The organism is Williamsia sp. Y844, from assembly GCF_056786475.1.
Genome location: NZ_JBXCJB010000001.1, coordinates 1,575,886 through 1,591,186, shown reverse-complemented (window position 1 = coordinate 1,591,186; position 15,301 = coordinate 1,575,886). Strand labels below are relative to the sequence as shown.

17 protein-coding genes and 1 pseudogene are annotated in these 15,301 nt (G+C 64.0%); 1 reads left to right on the top strand and 17 read right to left on the bottom strand.

Features of this window, described 5'->3' with window-relative positions; genetic code table 11:
• Nucleotides 1–5 precede the first annotated feature (5 nt).
• Nucleotides 6–761 carry an SDR family NAD(P)-dependent oxidoreductase gene (locus tag AC1TQG_RS07015; protein ID WP_482136208.1) on the top strand — a complete coding sequence of 252 codons (756 nt, stop codon included), beginning with the start codon at nucleotides 6–8 and terminating at the stop codon, nucleotides 759–761.
• A gap of 9 nt (nucleotides 762–770) precedes the next feature.
• Here AC1TQG_RS07015 and AC1TQG_RS07010 read toward each other — a convergent pair whose 3' ends face one another.
• The 17 genes and pseudogenes from AC1TQG_RS07010 to AC1TQG_RS06930 form a co-directional block, all read right to left on the bottom strand.
• Nucleotides 771–917, bottom strand: coding sequence for a hypothetical protein (locus tag AC1TQG_RS07010; RefSeq protein WP_482137348.1), 147 nt, complete (start codon nucleotides 915–917; stop codon nucleotides 771–773).
• A 134-nt stretch (nucleotides 918–1,051) separates the two neighbouring features.
• Nucleotides 1,052–1,695, bottom strand: a pseudogene (locus tag AC1TQG_RS07005) (DUF222 domain-containing protein); the annotation flags it as partial.
• The gene (locus AC1TQG_RS07000; protein ID WP_482137347.1) at nucleotides 1,628–1,795 is read right to left on the bottom strand and encodes a hypothetical protein; all 168 of its coding nucleotides are present in this window, start codon (nucleotides 1,793–1,795) and stop codon (nucleotides 1,628–1,630) included. The pseudogene AC1TQG_RS07005 and the gene AC1TQG_RS07000, both read right to left, overlap by 68 nt.
• Nucleotides 1,796–1,892: 97 nt before the next feature.
• Nucleotides 1,893–2,909 (bottom strand): MBL fold metallo-hydrolase, encoded by a 1,017-nt coding sequence (locus AC1TQG_RS06995; protein ID WP_482136207.1) that lies wholly within the window; start codon nucleotides 2,907–2,909, stop codon nucleotides 1,893–1,895.
• 10 nt (nucleotides 2,910–2,919) lie between these two features.
• Nucleotides 2,920–3,255 carry an EthD family reductase gene (locus tag AC1TQG_RS06990; RefSeq protein WP_482136206.1) on the bottom strand — a complete coding sequence of 112 codons (336 nt, stop codon included), beginning with the start codon at nucleotides 3,253–3,255 and terminating at the stop codon, nucleotides 2,920–2,922.
• A gap of 72 nt (nucleotides 3,256–3,327) precedes the next feature.
• A complete protein-coding gene (locus AC1TQG_RS06985) occupies nucleotides 3,328–3,951 on the bottom strand; it encodes a TetR/AcrR family transcriptional regulator (protein WP_482136205.1) in 624 nt (207 codons plus the stop codon).
• Between the two features lie 48 nt (nucleotides 3,952–3,999).
• Nucleotides 4,000–5,511, bottom strand: coding sequence for a class I adenylate-forming enzyme family protein (locus tag AC1TQG_RS06980; protein ID WP_482136204.1), 1,512 nt, complete (start codon nucleotides 5,509–5,511; stop codon nucleotides 4,000–4,002).
• Nucleotides 5,512–5,558: 47 nt separating this feature from the next.
• On the bottom strand, nucleotides 5,559–6,608 hold the full coding sequence (locus AC1TQG_RS06975; protein ID WP_482136203.1) for an alcohol dehydrogenase catalytic domain-containing protein: 1,050 nt from the start codon (nucleotides 6,606–6,608) through the stop codon (nucleotides 5,559–5,561).
• Entirely contained in the window at nucleotides 6,608–7,396 is a 789-nt protein-coding gene (locus tag AC1TQG_RS06970) for an SDR family NAD(P)-dependent oxidoreductase (protein ID WP_482136202.1), read from the bottom strand. The genes AC1TQG_RS06975 and AC1TQG_RS06970 overlap by 1 nt, the downstream gene beginning before the upstream one ends.
• A gap of 34 nt (nucleotides 7,397–7,430) precedes the next feature.
• Nucleotides 7,431–8,189, bottom strand: a complete 759-nt coding sequence (locus AC1TQG_RS06965) for an SDR family NAD(P)-dependent oxidoreductase (protein WP_482136201.1) — start codon at nucleotides 8,187–8,189, stop codon at nucleotides 7,431–7,433.
• Nucleotides 8,186–9,388: an acyl-CoA dehydrogenase family protein gene (locus AC1TQG_RS06960; RefSeq protein WP_482136200.1), complete on the bottom strand. Its 1,203-nt coding sequence runs from the start codon at nucleotides 9,386–9,388 to the stop codon at nucleotides 8,186–8,188. Before AC1TQG_RS06960 ends, AC1TQG_RS06965 begins: the two co-directional genes overlap by 4 nt.
• Before the next feature lie 29 nt (nucleotides 9,389–9,417).
• Nucleotides 9,418–10,377, bottom strand: a complete 960-nt coding sequence (locus AC1TQG_RS06955) for a phosphotransferase family protein (protein WP_482136199.1) — start codon at nucleotides 10,375–10,377, stop codon at nucleotides 9,418–9,420.
• Complete coding sequence (locus AC1TQG_RS06950) at nucleotides 10,374–11,582, bottom strand: acyl-CoA dehydrogenase family protein (protein WP_482136198.1); 1,209 nt, start codon at nucleotides 11,580–11,582, stop codon at nucleotides 10,374–10,376. Before AC1TQG_RS06950 ends, AC1TQG_RS06955 begins: the two co-directional genes overlap by 4 nt.
• 28 nt (nucleotides 11,583–11,610) lie before the next feature.
• Nucleotides 11,611–12,762, bottom strand: coding sequence for a thiolase family protein (locus AC1TQG_RS06945; protein WP_482136197.1), 1,152 nt, complete (start codon nucleotides 12,760–12,762; stop codon nucleotides 11,611–11,613).
• Nucleotides 12,759–13,163 carry a Zn-ribbon domain-containing OB-fold protein gene (locus AC1TQG_RS06940; protein WP_482136196.1) on the bottom strand — a complete coding sequence of 135 codons (405 nt, stop codon included), beginning with the start codon at nucleotides 13,161–13,163 and terminating at the stop codon, nucleotides 12,759–12,761. The genes AC1TQG_RS06945 and AC1TQG_RS06940 overlap by 4 nt, the downstream gene beginning before the upstream one ends.
• A 28-nt stretch (nucleotides 13,164–13,191) precedes the next feature.
• Entirely contained in the window at nucleotides 13,192–13,980 is a 789-nt protein-coding gene (locus AC1TQG_RS06935; protein WP_482136195.1) for an enoyl-CoA hydratase/isomerase family protein, read from the bottom strand.
• Between the two features lie 94 nt (nucleotides 13,981–14,074).
• The gene (locus AC1TQG_RS06930; RefSeq protein ID WP_482136194.1) at nucleotides 14,075–15,217 is read right to left on the bottom strand and encodes an acyl-CoA dehydrogenase family protein; all 1,143 of its coding nucleotides are present in this window, start codon (nucleotides 15,215–15,217) and stop codon (nucleotides 14,075–14,077) included.
• Nucleotides 15,218–15,301 lie beyond the last annotated feature (84 nt).

Below are 15,301 nucleotides of genomic sequence, written 5' to 3'. Positions count from 1 at the left end.
CTTCGATGAACACTCGACTCCTCGACAAGGTGGTCCTCGTGACGGGGGCCACCGGCGGGATCGGTATCGAGATCGTTGCTCGTCTCGCCTCGGAAGGCGCTCACGTGGTCGCCACCGATGTGGACGGGCTGACATGCGAGGCACTGGTGGCGGCTCAGGATGTTCCTGAGCGGCACCAGGCAATTGCACTCGACATCACGCAGGAAGCGCAGTGGCAGAGTGTCATCGAGTCGATCTCAGAGCGGTTCGGACATCTTGACGCACTGGTGAACAACGGCGCCATCGGGAGCCTGGAGACCGTGGTCGACGAGGACCTCGAGCGATACAACCGTGTCATCGCGGTCAGCCAGACCGGTACCTGGCTCGGGATGAAGCATGCCGGCCCGGTCATCGAGCAGACCGGCGGCGGCTCGATCGTCAACATCTGTTCGATCCTCGGCAGCGTGGGCGGGCTGGGCAACAGCTTCGCCTACGCTGCCGCAAAGGGCGCTGTGCGGACGATGACGAAGAATGCTGCGCTGCATTGGGCGACGAAGGGTGTGCGGGTGAACTCGCTGCACCCCGGCTTCATCGAGACCCAGCCGCTGCTGGATCGCTACGCGGGCTCCGATCGGTATCGTTCGATGGTTGCCCACACCCCGATGGGACGTCTGGGCCGAGCTTCGGAGGTGGCTGCGATGGTGGCTTTCCTGGCCGGCGACGATTCGACCTTCGTGACGGGTTCGGAAATGTACGTCGACGGCGGCTGGACTGCTGACTGAACAAGGGTTTCAGGCAGCGTAGCGCCAGGGGGTATCGGGCCAGCCGAGATCGACTGCGAACTCTTGCGGCTCGACGGTTTTCTCCTCGAACACTGCCCGCGCACGCTGCACGAACCATTGCGCATCAGCGTCACTGTCCGGGTTCCCTTGGCCCACTCCCGAATGTGGTGGACCGCGCATTCGGAGGCCGGGGCATCACAGCCCGGACGCGAACAGCCCCGCTCCGCGGCGATCAACGCCAACCGTTGATCTGCTGTGGCCAACCGTTCTTCACGACCCAAATACAGCGGGCGATGTTTGTCATCGAGCAACGCCAGGAACTTGCGGCTCACCCCGGCCAACTTCAGGGCGTCCTTGACGGCCAACACCCCACCAGAGGCGGTGGTGGCCAGACCGGTTTCTTGTTCGAGCTGCTCCAACGTCATCGTCACGATGACCTGTGCGGGTAGGCCGCGGTGGCCGCCCACTTCGCCGCGACGACATCCCACAGCGCTTTGGTCGCCGGGTCGAGAGTGCCTTTGATCCCGGCCATATGATCTGCGCCCTGCTTGGATACCGGCAACTCCCGCTTCTGCGCACGGTCGCTGTCGTCGAACTCGCCGTCGGGGTTCAGATGCGCATGTAGGTGCAGACCAACCTTTTTCAGTTCATCGGGGTCCATCGTCCGCGCCGCATCGGCCATCAAACGTTCACCCTCGGACCAAGTTGGTAGATCGCTGCGGATCGTGCCCGGCAAGGCCATCAACACATCGTGGATCACGTTGTAATGTGCTACCCCGATCGCGCCGTCACGCAATGCTGCAGCAGTATGCGGATAGATCGGTGCAATCACCTCGCCCGAGGGTGTGTGCCAATCACCGACGCGCTCAGCTCTTTTCGATCGGCCGCTGGCCTGCGCTGCCGAAACCCGCAGATGATGGCGCAGAAATGTCAACGAGTTTGCGGGACAACACCTCACGGACAGCAACGACCTCCTCCGCATCAAGGGCCATGCCCTCGATACGGTTGATCAGATCTGCCACCCCCGACGTCATGAAACAGCTCTATCAGCACCCACCGACAAGTGGTGGCGTCGCTGGATTGCGCGTCACCAACACCCATTTCAGAACAACAGATGCACGCGTGAACCACTCAGCGGATGCTGAAGGTATCAACGCCGTCGTTCTTGGTCACCGAGAGCAGATCGCGGTCGACCAGCACGTCGAGGTGGGCGAGTGTTTCGCACGTCGCGACCATCTGATTGAAAGAATCCAGGTCGGCGAAGCGTCGTTCGCGACGTGTCCACGTCAGGGACTGGGCGATCCGGAGGCCTACGCTTGGCCCTAATTCAACGACAGCACTGAGGGTTTGGTCGAGGCGGCGAGCGTGATGGGCCAACAGTTCCAAGCAGCGTGTGTGCACATCGCTGCCGACGGGACCGTGCGCGGGGAGCATGGTGCACTCGGGTTCGTCGAGCAGCATCGTCAACGACTGTAGATACTGGCCCAGGGGTAATTCCCAGTCGCCGAGTTCGAATCCGATGGACGGTGTGATGGTCGGCAGGACGTGGTCACCGGTGTAGCAGACGCCGCGCTCAGTATCGTGAAAGACCATGTGGCCCTTCGTGTGACCGGGTGTGTGTACCGCGGTCATGGAATAGCCCGGGATGTCGATCGGCCCGGGGGAGAGCCAGGTGTTCGGCAGCTCCCAGTCGTCGGTGGCGAAGGGCTCGTCGATCGAACTCCGATAGGCCTGCTCGGCGATGGCGGTGTCGCCGGCTCGATGCAACTCGCGGATCGAACTCTCGGGGACGTTGCTGCGTAGTCGCTTGATCGCATCGATCCCAGGGGCCTCGGCGCGACCCAGATGTACCCGAGATCCGTGGCAGCGCCGGAGTTCTATGGCAAATGTGTAGTGATCGCGGTGCACATGGGTGACATAGATGTCGTGGATCTCCGACGGCTTGCGCCCGATCTGGGCGAGTGCTGCGGAGAGCTCATCGTGGGTCGAGGGCCGGTGCCAGCCGCCGTCGATCAGGGCCAGTCCATTGCTGGTCTCCAGCACGTACACATTGATCGCGCGGAGCCCGTCCTGCGGCATCTGCAGCGGAATCCGGTGCACGCCATCGACAATCTGCGTGCACCCGGCCCGCGCCCACTCGACTGTCATGCTGAGGTGGTCATTCTTCGCTGGTGCCGAGTGGAACCATCGTCGTTTCGTCGCCGTACCACATCATCCGACGACCACCCATGGTGCCGACATGGTCGACGGCGGCCTGCCACTGTGGGCTCGCCAGCGCAGTTTCAAGAGCTTCTCGTGACTCAAAGCTCAAGACCGACAGTCCATCCCATCCTTCTGACCGACTGCCGAACGATTCGAGCAGTTCGGTGTGCTGCCAGCGCAGTAGTCCGGGTAGTGGGTAGGTCACGTCGGCATGTTCTCCCCGCCACCACGTCATGAACTGATCATGGGTCCAGTCGGTCGGACGCGCTGCGATGAGGATGAGGTTGTACATCAAAACTCCTAAGTGAATTCAGTTCATTACGCTCGGCCGACGAAAAGGGCAACGTCGATCGAAGGCGGCGATCTATTTGCTGACGACCCGGATGGCGGCGTCGGTGACCAGCGTGGTGATCTCGTCGAGCGTGATCTTGCCGCCGGGCCGGTACCAGCGCCAGATGCTGATGACCAGGGCGAGCACGAGTCGGCCCAGCAGATGTGGATCGGAATCGACGAAGTCGCCGGATTTGATGCCGCGGGCGATCAGGTCGGTCCAGTTCTGCTCGATCTCGCCGACCAGGTCGCGCGACCGGAGACGTTCGGCTTCCTCTTTGACGGACTGGCGCTCGGTGGCCAGCAGATCCATGTGGTTCTGCAGGATTCGCCGCTGCGATGCCTCGGTGGGAGTTGCTTCGAGTGCCGCGGCGACCGCGGCACGCAGGGCGTCCTTGGGATCGGTGATACCGGCCGTGGCAGCGGTGAACCGTTCGGCGGATTCGGCCAATTCGAGGCGCATGATCGTCAAAAGGCAATGCGCTTTGGACTCGAAGTAGTGGTAGAGCGCGGTTTGGCCAATACCTACTTCGTCGGCGATCGACGCCCATTTGGTGTGTTCGTAGCCAACTTTGCCGAACTGGTCGATCGCCACCGATAGGATGAGGGTTCGTTTGGATCGCGGGCTCTCGCGACGAACCTCGGTATCAGTGGTCATTGGGCCCCCTGGGGTCTGGCATGTACACGGCTGTTCCGACTCTACCTCTCACTGAGGTGAATTAGGGTCAGTTTTGGATGCGAGGCCGGTGGCCAGGCTCACCGCGTCCGGTCGCGACAGCTTGCCCACGCGATTCTGTGGCAGATCGTCGACCGTGAAGACGTACTCGGGCCACTTGAACTTGGGGAAGTCGGTTGCGGCGAGCTGGTGCGTCACGCTTTCCAGGGTGAGCTGCTCGCCGCGGGTGACCACCAGTGCCGCAGCGCGTTCGCCGAGCATGTCATCGGGGACCGGGACCACACATACCTGGACAACCTCGGGTAGTCCGGCGATGGCCGACTCCATCTCGTTGATGTCGATGTTGCGGCCACCGCGGATGATGATCTGCTTCTGGCGACCCATCACCGCGATGGTGCCGTCGTCGCCGACCTCGACGAGGTCGCCGGTGGGCAGGAATCCGTCGGGAGACAGCGCGGGCGCAACCGGGCTGCCACCGCGGGCGTAACCGATGAACATAGACGGGCCTTTGACCTGAGCATCACCGATCTCGCCGGTGGGTACCGGGACACCGCTGGTGTCGACGGCCCGCACAGTGGTGCCCGGAAACGGACGACCGTCTCGGCCGAGCCGGATCGCGGGGGGATCGTCGAGCGCAGGTGTGGTGTGGCCGAGGCACTCCGACATTCCGAAGACGCGCAGGAATGTGGTTCCCAATGTCGTCTCGGCGTTTTCGAGTGCGCGCTCGTTCATCGGCCCGCCGCCGACGGTCAGTGCCCGTACGTTCGAGAGCCGGCCCTGCGAACCATCGGTCACCGACAGCTGCAGTGCCATGGTCGGTACCAGCATCGTCCAGGCGACAGCGTGTTCAGCCATCGCGTCCACGGCTGCTGCGGGCGACCACTTCCCGATGGCGACGAGAGGTCCGCCGAGGTAGGCGGGGAGATACATGCCGAAGCAGAAGGCCGCAACCGATGACAGTGGGACAAACGCGCCGATGGCCTCGCCTGACCGCAGTCCGACGGTGTCGATCGTGCTCTGACAGGCGTAGCGGATGGCATCTTCTGACTGCACAACACATTTGGGTCGCCCGGTCGAACCAGAGGTCATCGCGATTGCGGTGCCTCCCTGCCAACGGTCGATGTCCCCGAATTCTGCTGTGCCCGAACGCAGCAGGCGGGTGTCGAAGGCCTGTACCGAGTTGCCGAACCGCTCGGTGTCCACGCCCCAATGAGCCAGCGATGCCGGGTCGCCGACAATGATGTCGGGTGCGATGTCTTCCAGGGCCAGGTCGAACTCGGATTCGGTTGCGTGCGGGCTGAAGACGGCGACCAGACCGCCCCGCATCCCGACGGCCACCGCGGTGGCCAGGGTCTGCCAGGTGTTGTCGGCCTGGATGAGTGCGGTCGGCGGTGCTTCGTCGATGGCGGCGATGCGGTCGGCGAGTTCGCGAGCAGCGTCGACCACGGTTTTGAGACTGTGGTTGCCCAGTTCGTCGATGACGGCGATGGAATCCGGATCAGTCTGGGCCCTGGCGACCATTTCCTGTGCAAGTTTTTTCACTGCGCTGTCTCTTTCGGTTGCTGTCGATGTCGCGTTCAGATGGGAGCTCAGACCCCGGGGACCAGAACCCCACGGCCGGCGAAAGCGCCGGAACGTAATTGTCGGTATGCCGTGGGGATGTCTGCGAAACCGAATCTCGTGACCTCTGAGTGCAGGGTGCCCGCCTGTGCCAACGCGACCACGTCGCGCAGATCTGTGGTGGTTCCCCAGAACGGGGCATTGACCTGCCAACCATTCGGCATACCAAGGTCTTTGCCGACGGTGAGGCGCCCACCTGCGGTACCGACAACGACAATTCGTCCGCCGGGGGCAAGTAGCGCCGGTGCCGGTTCGACGGTGGCAGGTGCGCCGACGAAGTCGAAGACCACATCGGCGCCGCCGAGTGCGGCGATGTCGGGGGCGGCAGCTTCCAGGCTCAGATGGCTTGTCTGCGCGCCCAACTCGAGCGCCAGGTCGTGGCCCTGCGCGCGGTTGTCGACGGCGATGATGTGCCGCACACCGAACGCCCGCAGGATCTGTACTGCCAGATGGCCGAGTCCACCGATTCCGACAACTACAGCAACAGTGTCGCTGTCGATCAGGTCTTTGTGGGTTGCAATCGCGTGGTAGGCGGTCAACCCGGCGTCGGCCAGGGGCGCGGCCTGTTCGGCGGGCAGGGATCCGGTGGGGACGAGTACTTCGGCGGACGGGACCAACATCAGCTCGGCGAGCCCACCGTGATGGCCGAGTCCGTTGCCGATCGGCGAAAGCCGCCCGTCGGGTCGGGGCACGAGTTCGAGACAGTAGTTCTGCCGTCCACGACGGCAGTTGCGGCAGTTGCGGCAGGACCAGATACCGTGCACCACCACCGATTTGCCGATCAGACTGCGGTCGCCTGCCGGTCCGGCGTCGACAACTGTTCCGGCGACCTCGTGTCCGAGTGTCAGCGGCAGCGGATAGTCGAACCGGTCGGTCGGGGAGTCCATGACGCTGAGGTCGGAGCGGCACAATCCGGCCGCCCCGACCTTGATCAGGAGCTGTTCGCCGCCGGGCACGGGGTCGGGGATCTCCCGGACCACAGGTGAATGGCGCCAGGCGGTGAGCTGAACGGCCAACATCAGCGTGCGGTCCAGCCGCCGTCGACGATCAGGGTCTGCCCGGTCATGTACGACGAGGCATCCGAGGCCAGGAAGAGCACGGCGCCGTTGATCTCGCCTTCGGTGCCACCGCGGCCGAGCATGGTGTTGCGGCGGACCCAGCCGGCGGACTTGTCGTTGCTGAACAGGCCATCGGTCATCTCGGTATCAAACCAGCCGGGGACAACCGCGTTGACGCGGATGCCCCGTCGGCCCCATTGACCGGCGAGTTCGCGGGTGAGTCCAAGGGTGCCGGCCTTGGACGCGGCGTAGCTGGCTCCGCCGATCGGGGCGGTGGACACCAGCCCGATCACCGACGAGATGTTGATGTACGAGGCCGTTTCGCCCTCGGAAAGGCGGGTGGACGCGTACGTCGCCAGATGAAACCCTGCGACGAGGTTGACCTCGAGGATCGAGTTGAACCCGTCGACCGTTTCGTCTTCGGCATTCGGTGGGCCGGGCATGCCTGCATTGTTCACCAGGATGTCGAGGCGACCGGAGGTGTTGTAGACCTCGTCGACCAGGGCCTTGCGGTCGCCGTCGTCGGTGATGTCGCAACGAACCGGGACGATGCCGGGTACCTCGTCGGCCAGTGCATTGAGCCGATCGAGTCGGCGGGCGGCGGCATAGACCGTTGCACCGGCAGCTGCCAGCGTGCGGGCAAACCCGAGCCCGAGGCCGGACGAGGCGCCGGTGACGATCGCCGCGCGGTCGGACAGACCGAACATCGAGGTCAGCATCGATCCCGATCCAGGTGTGTTGTCAGTCATCACTTCTCCCGTGCATCACAGTTCGGACTGGTCATCAGTAGACCGCGGTTCGGCCACCATCAACGGGGATGATGGCTCCGGTGGTGTAACCAGCTGCGTCAGAGGCCAGATGGGTCACCATGCCGGCGATCTCCACCGGCAATCCCAGCCGGCCTGCGGGCAGCCGATCGACGATCTTGCCGATGAACTCGTCATCCCAGTTCTCGGCCATGTCGGTGGCGAAACCACCGGGCATCACACAGTTCACCCGGACGGTCGGCCCGTATTCCTGCGCGAAGGCGCGGGTGAGGGCGTTGAGTCCGTTCTTGGCGGCGGCGTACATGGCCTCGGGCGGGCTGGGTCGTTCGGCACCGATGCTCGAGATGTTGATGATCGAACCACCGCCTGCGGAGACCATGCGCTCACCGGCAACGGCCATCAGGCGGAACGGCCCTTTGAGGTTGACCTCGATCGTTTTGTCCCACAGACCTTCCGTCACCGAGACGAGGTTCTCGGCGAGCGGCGCGATGCCGGCGTTGTTGACGACGATGTCCAGGCTTCCGAACTGCTCGATGATCTGATCGACCGCAGGCTCGATGCTCTCCCATTTGCCCACATGCAGGGCAAAGGGGTGTGCGGTGCCCGGTCCGCTGTCGCTGAGTGTGGCAACCGCTGCTTCGCAGGCCTCGATCTTGCGGCTGGACACGATCACGGTCGCGCCCGCCTCGAGGAGGCCCTTGGCGATGGCCAGTCCCAGACCGCGGCTCGCGCCGGTGACCAGGGCGACCTTGCCGGTCAGGTCCGATGTGCTCATTTGTGCTTCTTCACTTCCAGGCGTGCGATGGTCCGCAGGTGAACTTCGTTGGGGCCGTCCGCAATCTGCAGTGCACGGGTGATGGCGTGTAGGCGGGCGAGGATGGTGTCATCGCTGACCCCGGCCGCACCGTAGGTCTGCACGGCGCGGTTCACCACGTTGTGCGCGACCTCCATGGCGGACACCTTGATCGCGGCGACCTCCGACCGTGCCGACGCATTGCCCTTGGTGTCCATCAGCCATGCCGATTTCAGGACCAATAACCTGATCTGGTCGATCTCGATGCGGCTGCGGGCAATCCACTCGCGGACGACACCTTGATCGGACAGTGGTCCGCCAAAAGCGATGCGCTCCAACGACCGTTTGCACATCATGTCCAGTGCGCGTTCGGCCATACCGATTGCGCGCATGGCGTAATGCATGCGGCCGGGTCCGAGTCGTCCCTGGGCGATGGCGAATCCGTCACCTTCGGCACCGAGCATGTTGCTCGCCGGTACCCGTACGTCGGTGAACTGGACCTCGCCGTGGCCGAGTCGGTCTTTGAATCCGAACATCGGTAGATCGCGCAGGACCTCGATGCCGGGTGCGTCGGCGGGCACCAGGATCATGCTCTGCTGGCGATAGGTGGGGCCGTCGGGATCGGACTTGCCCATGAAGATGATGAGCTTGCAGTCCGGGTCCATGACGCCCGAGGTGTACCACTTGCGGCCGTTCAGGACGTACTCGTCGCCTTCACGGGTGATGGTCGAGGTGATGTTGGTGGCATCCGAGCTCGCGACAAACGGCTCGGTCATCGCGAATGCGGAACGGATGCTGCAGTCCAGCAACGGCTTCAGCCACTGCTCTTTCTGCTCTTCGGTGCCGAACATGGCGAGGATCTCCATGTTGCCGGTGTCGGGAGCCGAGCAGTTGATGGTCTCGTTGCCGATGATCGATCGGCCGACGATCTCGGCCAGGGGTGCGTATTCGAGGTTGGTGAGTCCGGCGCCCAGATTGTCGTGACACATGAACAGGTTCCACAGTCCCTGTTCGCGGGCGATGGCCTGCAGGTCGCGCATGATCTGCGGCTGCTCGTGCGGGTTCTCGTTGGCCGCGATCTGCTCGTCGTACACCTTCTCGGCGGGGTAGACGTGCTCTGACATGAAGGTTTCGAGCTTGCCGAGCAGTTCCTCGGTGCGGGCGGAATAGGCGAAATCCACGATGACTCCTGTGGTTTGAAGGTGTGCGCCTACCGGCGCAGCAGGGCGGTGCCGGTCTCGATCAGTCTGTTGATCGTGGCCGGAAGCTTTTCTTGATCGGGATCGTGGTGGCGTCCCTCGCGATGGCGGCGCAGGTTGTGGCCCATGATCGCGGCCATCTTCAGGCGGCCCAGAGCGTTGAACCAGTTCTGGTCGGGCAGGTCCGAGGTTCCGCCGGTGTAGAGCGCCATGAGTTCGTCTTCGGTGGGCAGGCCGGGGACCTCGCGTCCCACATCGGGGAAGTTGCTGCCGTCGGCGAAGACCAGGAACCAGCCGAGTTCGACACGCGGATCGCCTGCACTCCAGATCTCCCAATCGATCAGGGCGACCGGTTCGAGACCCTGGGACATGATGTTGCCGAGGCGGTAGTCGCCGTGTACCAGGGTGGGCGTGATGGGTTCGGGGATATCAGCCTCGAGTAGCGCGAGCAGCTCGGCGCCGCCGACCACGAGTTCCGGTGGGACCGCGCCCAATGTCCGTGCCCAGCGAGCCAATTCATCTGCGGGGGTGAGTGGTTCGGCCAGTCCGGGGATCGTCGCGAGATCGACCGCGTGCAGGAGAGGGAGTACCTCGGCAGCGCGACGCATGCGCGCGGCGGCGAGTTCGGGCTCCACCGCTGGATCGTCGAGCACCGGTTCGAGTGATTCGCCTGCAACGAACTCCATCGCGAACCAGGCGGGTTCGGTCTCGTCGACGGTGACGATGCGGGGAACGGGTACGTCGGTGTCCTCGAGTGCCTTCAGGATTGTGGCCTGGCGCAACATGTCATGTCGGCCGATCGAGCGCTGACCTTCGGGAACCGCCTTGATCACGACGTCTGAGCCAGAGGTGCTGACGCGATAGGTCAGCCCGGAGTGTCCTCCGGGCAGCACCTGGAAATCGGTCATGGTGAGTCCGCATTCGGACTGTAACCGCTGTGCGACTCTGGTTTTCAGATCCTGCCCGGTCATGGTCGCGGCTCCCTCGGTAGACCGAGCACCCGCTCGGCGATGATGTTGTGCTGGATCTCATCGGTTCCGCCGGCGATCTTGTAGCCGGGGGCGCCGAGAACATGTTCACTCCAGGCGAATGTTCCCCACTGACCGGAGTTGGAGGCGAGGTCGCGGCCGAGCAGCATGCGGGCGACTTCGGAGGTTCGAGCCATCGTGTCGGTGGCCAGTAGCTTGCCGAGCGAGGCCTCGGGGCCCGGGTCGTTGCCTGCGACCACGGCGCCGGCAACGCGCATGTTGCTGACGCGCTGCAGGTAGCTCCGCGTCACCAGATCGGCGACCTTGTCGCGCTCGATCTCGGTCAGTTCGCGTCCGAGGTTCTGGGCAAGTGCCACAGCCTGATCGGCGTTCGCCAGACCGAGATTGCCGCCGTCGAGACGCTCGGCAGCCAGGACGGTCAGGGCGACCTGCCAGCCCTTTCCGACCGGGCCGAGCCGGTAGGTGTCATCGAGAACAACGCCCTCGAGGTAGACCTCGTTGAATGAGCTGCCGCCGGTCATCTGCTGGATGGGGCGAATGGTGACGCCCTCGGCGTCCATCGGGATCAGGAAGACGGTGAGGCCGGCATGTTTGGCGACGGTCGGATCGGTGCGGCAGACCGCAACACCGAAGTCGGACACCGGAGCGCCGGAGGTCCAGACCTTGTGGCCGTCGATCTGCCACGAACCGTTCTCGCTCTGAACGGCTTTGGTCCGGACGGCAGCGAGATCGGAACCGGCCTCGGTCTCGGAGAACAGCTGACACGCGATGAGATCGGTGCGCAGCATCGCCCGGACATAGCGTTCCTTCTGCTCCTCGGTACCCCATTGCGCGATGGTCGGTGCCACCAATTGCTGAGTCACGGAGAACATCTCGGTACGGCGAGGAATGTCGAAAGCCTCTTCGGCGCGACGGAAGGCGAGCACGTACGACAGCGGGAGGTCGCGGCCACCGTATTCGGCAGGCCAGTTCAAGGCACCCCACCCGGCGTCGTACTTGAGCTTCTCGTAACGCGAGATCTCGTCGGTGTGCTCGCGCTCCTGCGCGGCCGTCCAGTTCTCGAAGACGGCCACGGAGTCGGAGCCGGTGCCCCAGACCGATTCGGTGCGGGTCGATGCCACGCTCTGCAGCCACGAGACTGCTTCTTCGGTGAAGGTGGCGAGATCGGGGAGGGTGTGTGCTGTCACTGAATTTACCTTCTGCGCCTGTGTCTCATCAAACGGTCAGAACGGTGCAGGCACTGATGCCCGGTGCGCCGTATACGTGCGTGAATCCGACTCGGGGAGTGCCCTGGACCTGGCGGGCGCCGGCCTCGCCGCGGAGTTGGGTGACGATCTCATGGACCTGTCGCAGGCCCGATGCGCCGATCGGCTCACCGTTGGCGATGCACCCGCCGTCGGTGTTGATCGGAATTCGTCCACCGATCTCGGTTGCGCCACTGGCGATCATCTCTTCCTGCTCACCGGGTTCGCAGAAGCCACATTCGGCCATGTGCATGATCTCGGCGCCGCTTTCGGTGTCTTGCAGCTGTGCGACGTCGACGTCCGACGGGGTCAGACCTGCCTGTTCGAATGCGGCCTTGGCGGCATCGGCACTGACGCTGGTCGGTTCTCCGCTGCCCTGCACGGCAGGACTGAAGACCTCGAAGGAGCCGAATCGCCTGGTGCGGTGCGTGATCGCCCGAAGGTGGACCGGTGTGCGATCGATCCGCTCGAGGGCTTCGGCGCTGGCGACCACGATGGCGGCGGCACCTTCACCGGGAGAGCAGAACATGTAGCGCGTCAACGGATCGTTCACCATGTCGGCATTGGCGATGGTCTCTGCGGACATCGCTTCCTGCCGCCAGGCATTGGGATTGAGAGTGCCGTTGCGATAGGCCTTTTCGGCCACCCGGGCGAGCGTGTCGGCGGAAATGTCGTACTGGCGCATGTAACGCGAGATCTTGGCGCCGAAGAACTGTGTGGTGACCATGAGGCCGGCATCGCCGTAACTCTCTGGTAGACCCCACTCTGCGGGGCGCGGGTCGAATGCGCCACGGGGATGCTTGTCGAAGCCGACCGCGAGTGCGATGTCGGCGGCACCGGCCCGGACGGCGTTGACCGCGGAGAACAGCGCGCTACCGCCGGTGGCGCAGCCGTTCTTGACGTTGGTGAAAGGGATTCCGGTGAAGCCCAATTCGGCGACGAGGGTGTCGGCGAGGCCGGACCCGTCGCTGCCGCCGAACGCGACCTGCACATCGGGCCAGGTCAGGCCGGCGTCGGCGAGCGCGCGGTTGATCGCGGTGACGGCCATGTCGCGTCCGGAGATACCGGGCTGCCGTCCGAACTTGGAGAGTCCGGCTCCGACGATCGAAACAGGCTGTGTCACTTGGAGGCTCCTTGCGTGGTGAAGCGTCCGACCGCGAACCGAGGCACCGGTGAGCTTGAGATCAAGCTCACCGGGGCCCGGTCCAGTTCGGTGAAATCATCGCAGTCGAGGATTGCCTCGACCTTGATGCCTTCGGGGAGTTCGACGTAGCCCACCGCATAGGGCGAGAAACCCTCTGCAGGTGGAACATACGGCGGCGATTTCGGAGGAAAGCGCTGGATCGTGTACGCCCACACCACACCCTCGGTGCTCAGATCCAGTGGATCTGCGGTCGGGGTGACGCATTTACTGCACATCGTGCTCGCCGGGAATCCAACGGTGCCACATGTGGAGCATTTACTGCCGCGGAGTACCGCGGCCTGGGAGCTCTGCGACAATGCCAACGCCTCTTCCATGTCCATCCCTTCAGGTTGAAGATCTAACGGGAGATCAGCGACCGACCCACTTCGGCTCACGCTTCTCGAGGAATGCGGTGACGCCTTCCTTGCCGTCTTCGGACTGCAGGGCGTTGCCCACGGCGAGGTGTTCCATGACCATCAGTGACTGGATGTCGGCGTCGAGGCCGCGGTCGATGCACATCTTGGTGAGCTTCATCATGAACGGGCTCTTGTCGGTCAGAGTCGCGATGAAGTCATCGACGCGCTGGTCGAGCTGATCTGCCGGTGCCGAATCGTTGATCAGGTCGAAAGCGGAGGCTTCCTGACCCGACAGCAGCTTTCCGGTGAGCATGAGCTCCTTGGTCTTGCGGATGCCGATCATGCGGGGCAGGCGGTAGATCGGGCCGGCGCCACCGAACAGTGCGCGACGGATGTGGAAGTCGCCGATCTTGGCGTCGTCAGATGCGATCGCGAAGTCACACGAGATCATCAGCTCGAAGCCGCCGGCGGTGACGTAGCCCTCGAGGACTGCGACCGAAGGGGTGTTCATCGAGTAGAGGCGGTCACAGACCTTGGCCGAGAGCACGGCGACGTCCATCGCGGTCGTGCTGCCGATGAAGTCGGACAGCAGATCATCGAGGTCGAAACCCGAGCAGAAGGTGTTGTTGACGCCGCGCAGAACCAGGACCTTGAGGTTCGGATCGTTGTCGACCTCGACGATGATCTCGTCGAGACGGTGTAGCAGCTCTACGGTGACCGCGTTCTTCTTGTGCGGGCGGTTCAGCCACACGCGGGCGACTTCGCCGTCCTTCTCCAACAGGATGTGATCAGTCTCGATCATGATTGAGCCTTTCTGTCGACCTTCAAAATTGAACTGGATTCACTTCAGTATTGACCACCGGGAGGCATGCGTCAATACCCAACCTGAACTAGGTTCAGATTCCGATGAGAGTGGCGATTCGGGCGCGATGGGCACGCGAATCTCCCTGTAGTGCTTCATTTCCCATGGCGCGCCGGAAATAGGAGTGGGCGGGGTGTTCCCACGTGAATCCGACGCCTCCGTGAAGTTGGACGGCTTCGGCGGCCGCGCCGATGGCGGCATCGGTGCAGACCGACCCGGCCACGGCGATGGCCAGTCGGGCGGTGGCGGGATCTTCGTCGTAGACCGCGGCGGCATAGCGGCAGGCCGAACGGGCGCGTTCGAGTTCGCGCAAGACATCGGCCAATCTGTGTTTGACCGCCTGGAACGACCCGATGGGGCGTCCGAACTGGTGCCGGGTCTGTACGTATTGCACGGTCATCTCCAGCAGCGCGTCGACGATGCCGGTGTTCTCGCAGGCCAGCGCGAGCGTCGCGAGGTCCTGCAGTTGGGTGCAGACCCGGTCGTGGTCGGCGCTGTTGGTCAGCGGGGTCGCCGGGGACTCGCGCAGCGTGAGGTTTGCTTGCCGCCGTGTCGGGTCGATGACCTCGCGGTCGGATGCGGACAGGTGCTCGCCCGCCGTGGTGGCGAACAGGCGGCGTCCGGCGGCGGTCTCGGCGGACAGGATGATCACGTCGGCGCCTGCGCCGCCGAGTACGTGCGTGGCCGTGCCGGACAGTGTCCAGGTGCCGCGGTTCTCGTGCGCCCGGACGTCGTCGGTCTCGGGTGTCAGTGATGAAACGGTGGCGATCGAGGTGCCGGCGAGGACGTTGCCGAGCAGCTCGGCGAGATCGTCGTCGGTGGTGGCCGACAAAAGAGCCGAAACCCCCACGGCCGCCGACGTGTAGACCGGCTCGCAGACCAGGCTACGGCCGCATTCTTCGAGGATGATCCCGAGTTCGACCATGCCGTAGCCCAGTCCGTCGCGCTCCTCGGGGACCGCGAGCGCGGTCACCGACATGTCGTCGACCAGATGTCGCCAGAGCTCGGGTGAATAGCCGGTCGGGGAGTCGGCCGCGGCGCGAACCTGTTCGATGCTGCTGTGTTTGCCGAACAGGCCGCGGACCGCACTCCGCAGTTCTGCCTGTTCGGTCCCTGGGGTCAGTGTGGAGGGCTCGGATCGGGGCCAAGGCGCCTCGACGGCCGTGGATGAGGACATATCGCTCCAATTGACGTGAGTTCAGTTCGATTTATTTCCACAGTAACCCGGTACGCTCTCGACAAGAAAGGGTTTCCCGAACTA

Coding starts and splice junctions, on each gene's coding strand:
- AC1TQG_RS06930 (WP_482136194.1), bottom strand. CDS start 15,217: ATGTCCTCATCCACGGCCGTCGAGGCGCCTTGGCCCCGATCCGAGCCC.
- AC1TQG_RS06975 (WP_482136203.1), bottom strand. CDS start 6,608: ATGTTGGCCGTTCAGCTCACCGCCTGGCGCCATTCACCTGTGGTCCGG.
- AC1TQG_RS06990 (WP_482136206.1), bottom strand. CDS start 3,255: ATGTACAACCTCATCCTCATCGCAGCGCGTCCGACCGACTGGACCCAT.
- AC1TQG_RS06955 (WP_482136199.1), bottom strand. CDS start 10,377: ATGACCGGGCAGGATCTGAAAACCAGAGTCGCACAGCGGTTACAGTCC.
- AC1TQG_RS07000 (WP_482137347.1), bottom strand. CDS start 1,795: ATGACGTCGGGGGTGGCAGATCTGATCAACCGTATCGAGGGCATGGCC.
- AC1TQG_RS06970 (WP_482136202.1), bottom strand. CDS start 7,396: ATGACTGACAACACACCTGGATCGGGATCGATGCTGACCTCGATGTTC.
- AC1TQG_RS06985 (WP_482136205.1), bottom strand. CDS start 3,951: ATGACCACTGATACCGAGGTTCGTCGCGAGAGCCCGCGATCCAAACGA.
- AC1TQG_RS06965 (WP_482136201.1), bottom strand. CDS start 8,189: ATGAGCACATCGGACCTGACCGGCAAGGTCGCCCTGGTCACCGGCGCG.
- AC1TQG_RS07015 (WP_482136208.1), top strand. CDS start 6: ATGAACACTCGACTCCTCGACAAGGTGGTCCTCGTGACGGGGGCCACC.
- AC1TQG_RS06940 (WP_482136196.1), bottom strand. CDS start 13,163: ATGGACATGGAAGAGGCGTTGGCATTGTCGCAGAGCTCCCAGGCCGCG.
- AC1TQG_RS06995 (WP_482136207.1), bottom strand. CDS start 2,909: ATGACAGTCGAGTGGGCGCGGGCCGGGTGCACGCAGATTGTCGATGGC.
- AC1TQG_RS06935 (WP_482136195.1), bottom strand. CDS start 13,980: ATGATCGAGACTGATCACATCCTGTTGGAGAAGGACGGCGAAGTCGCC.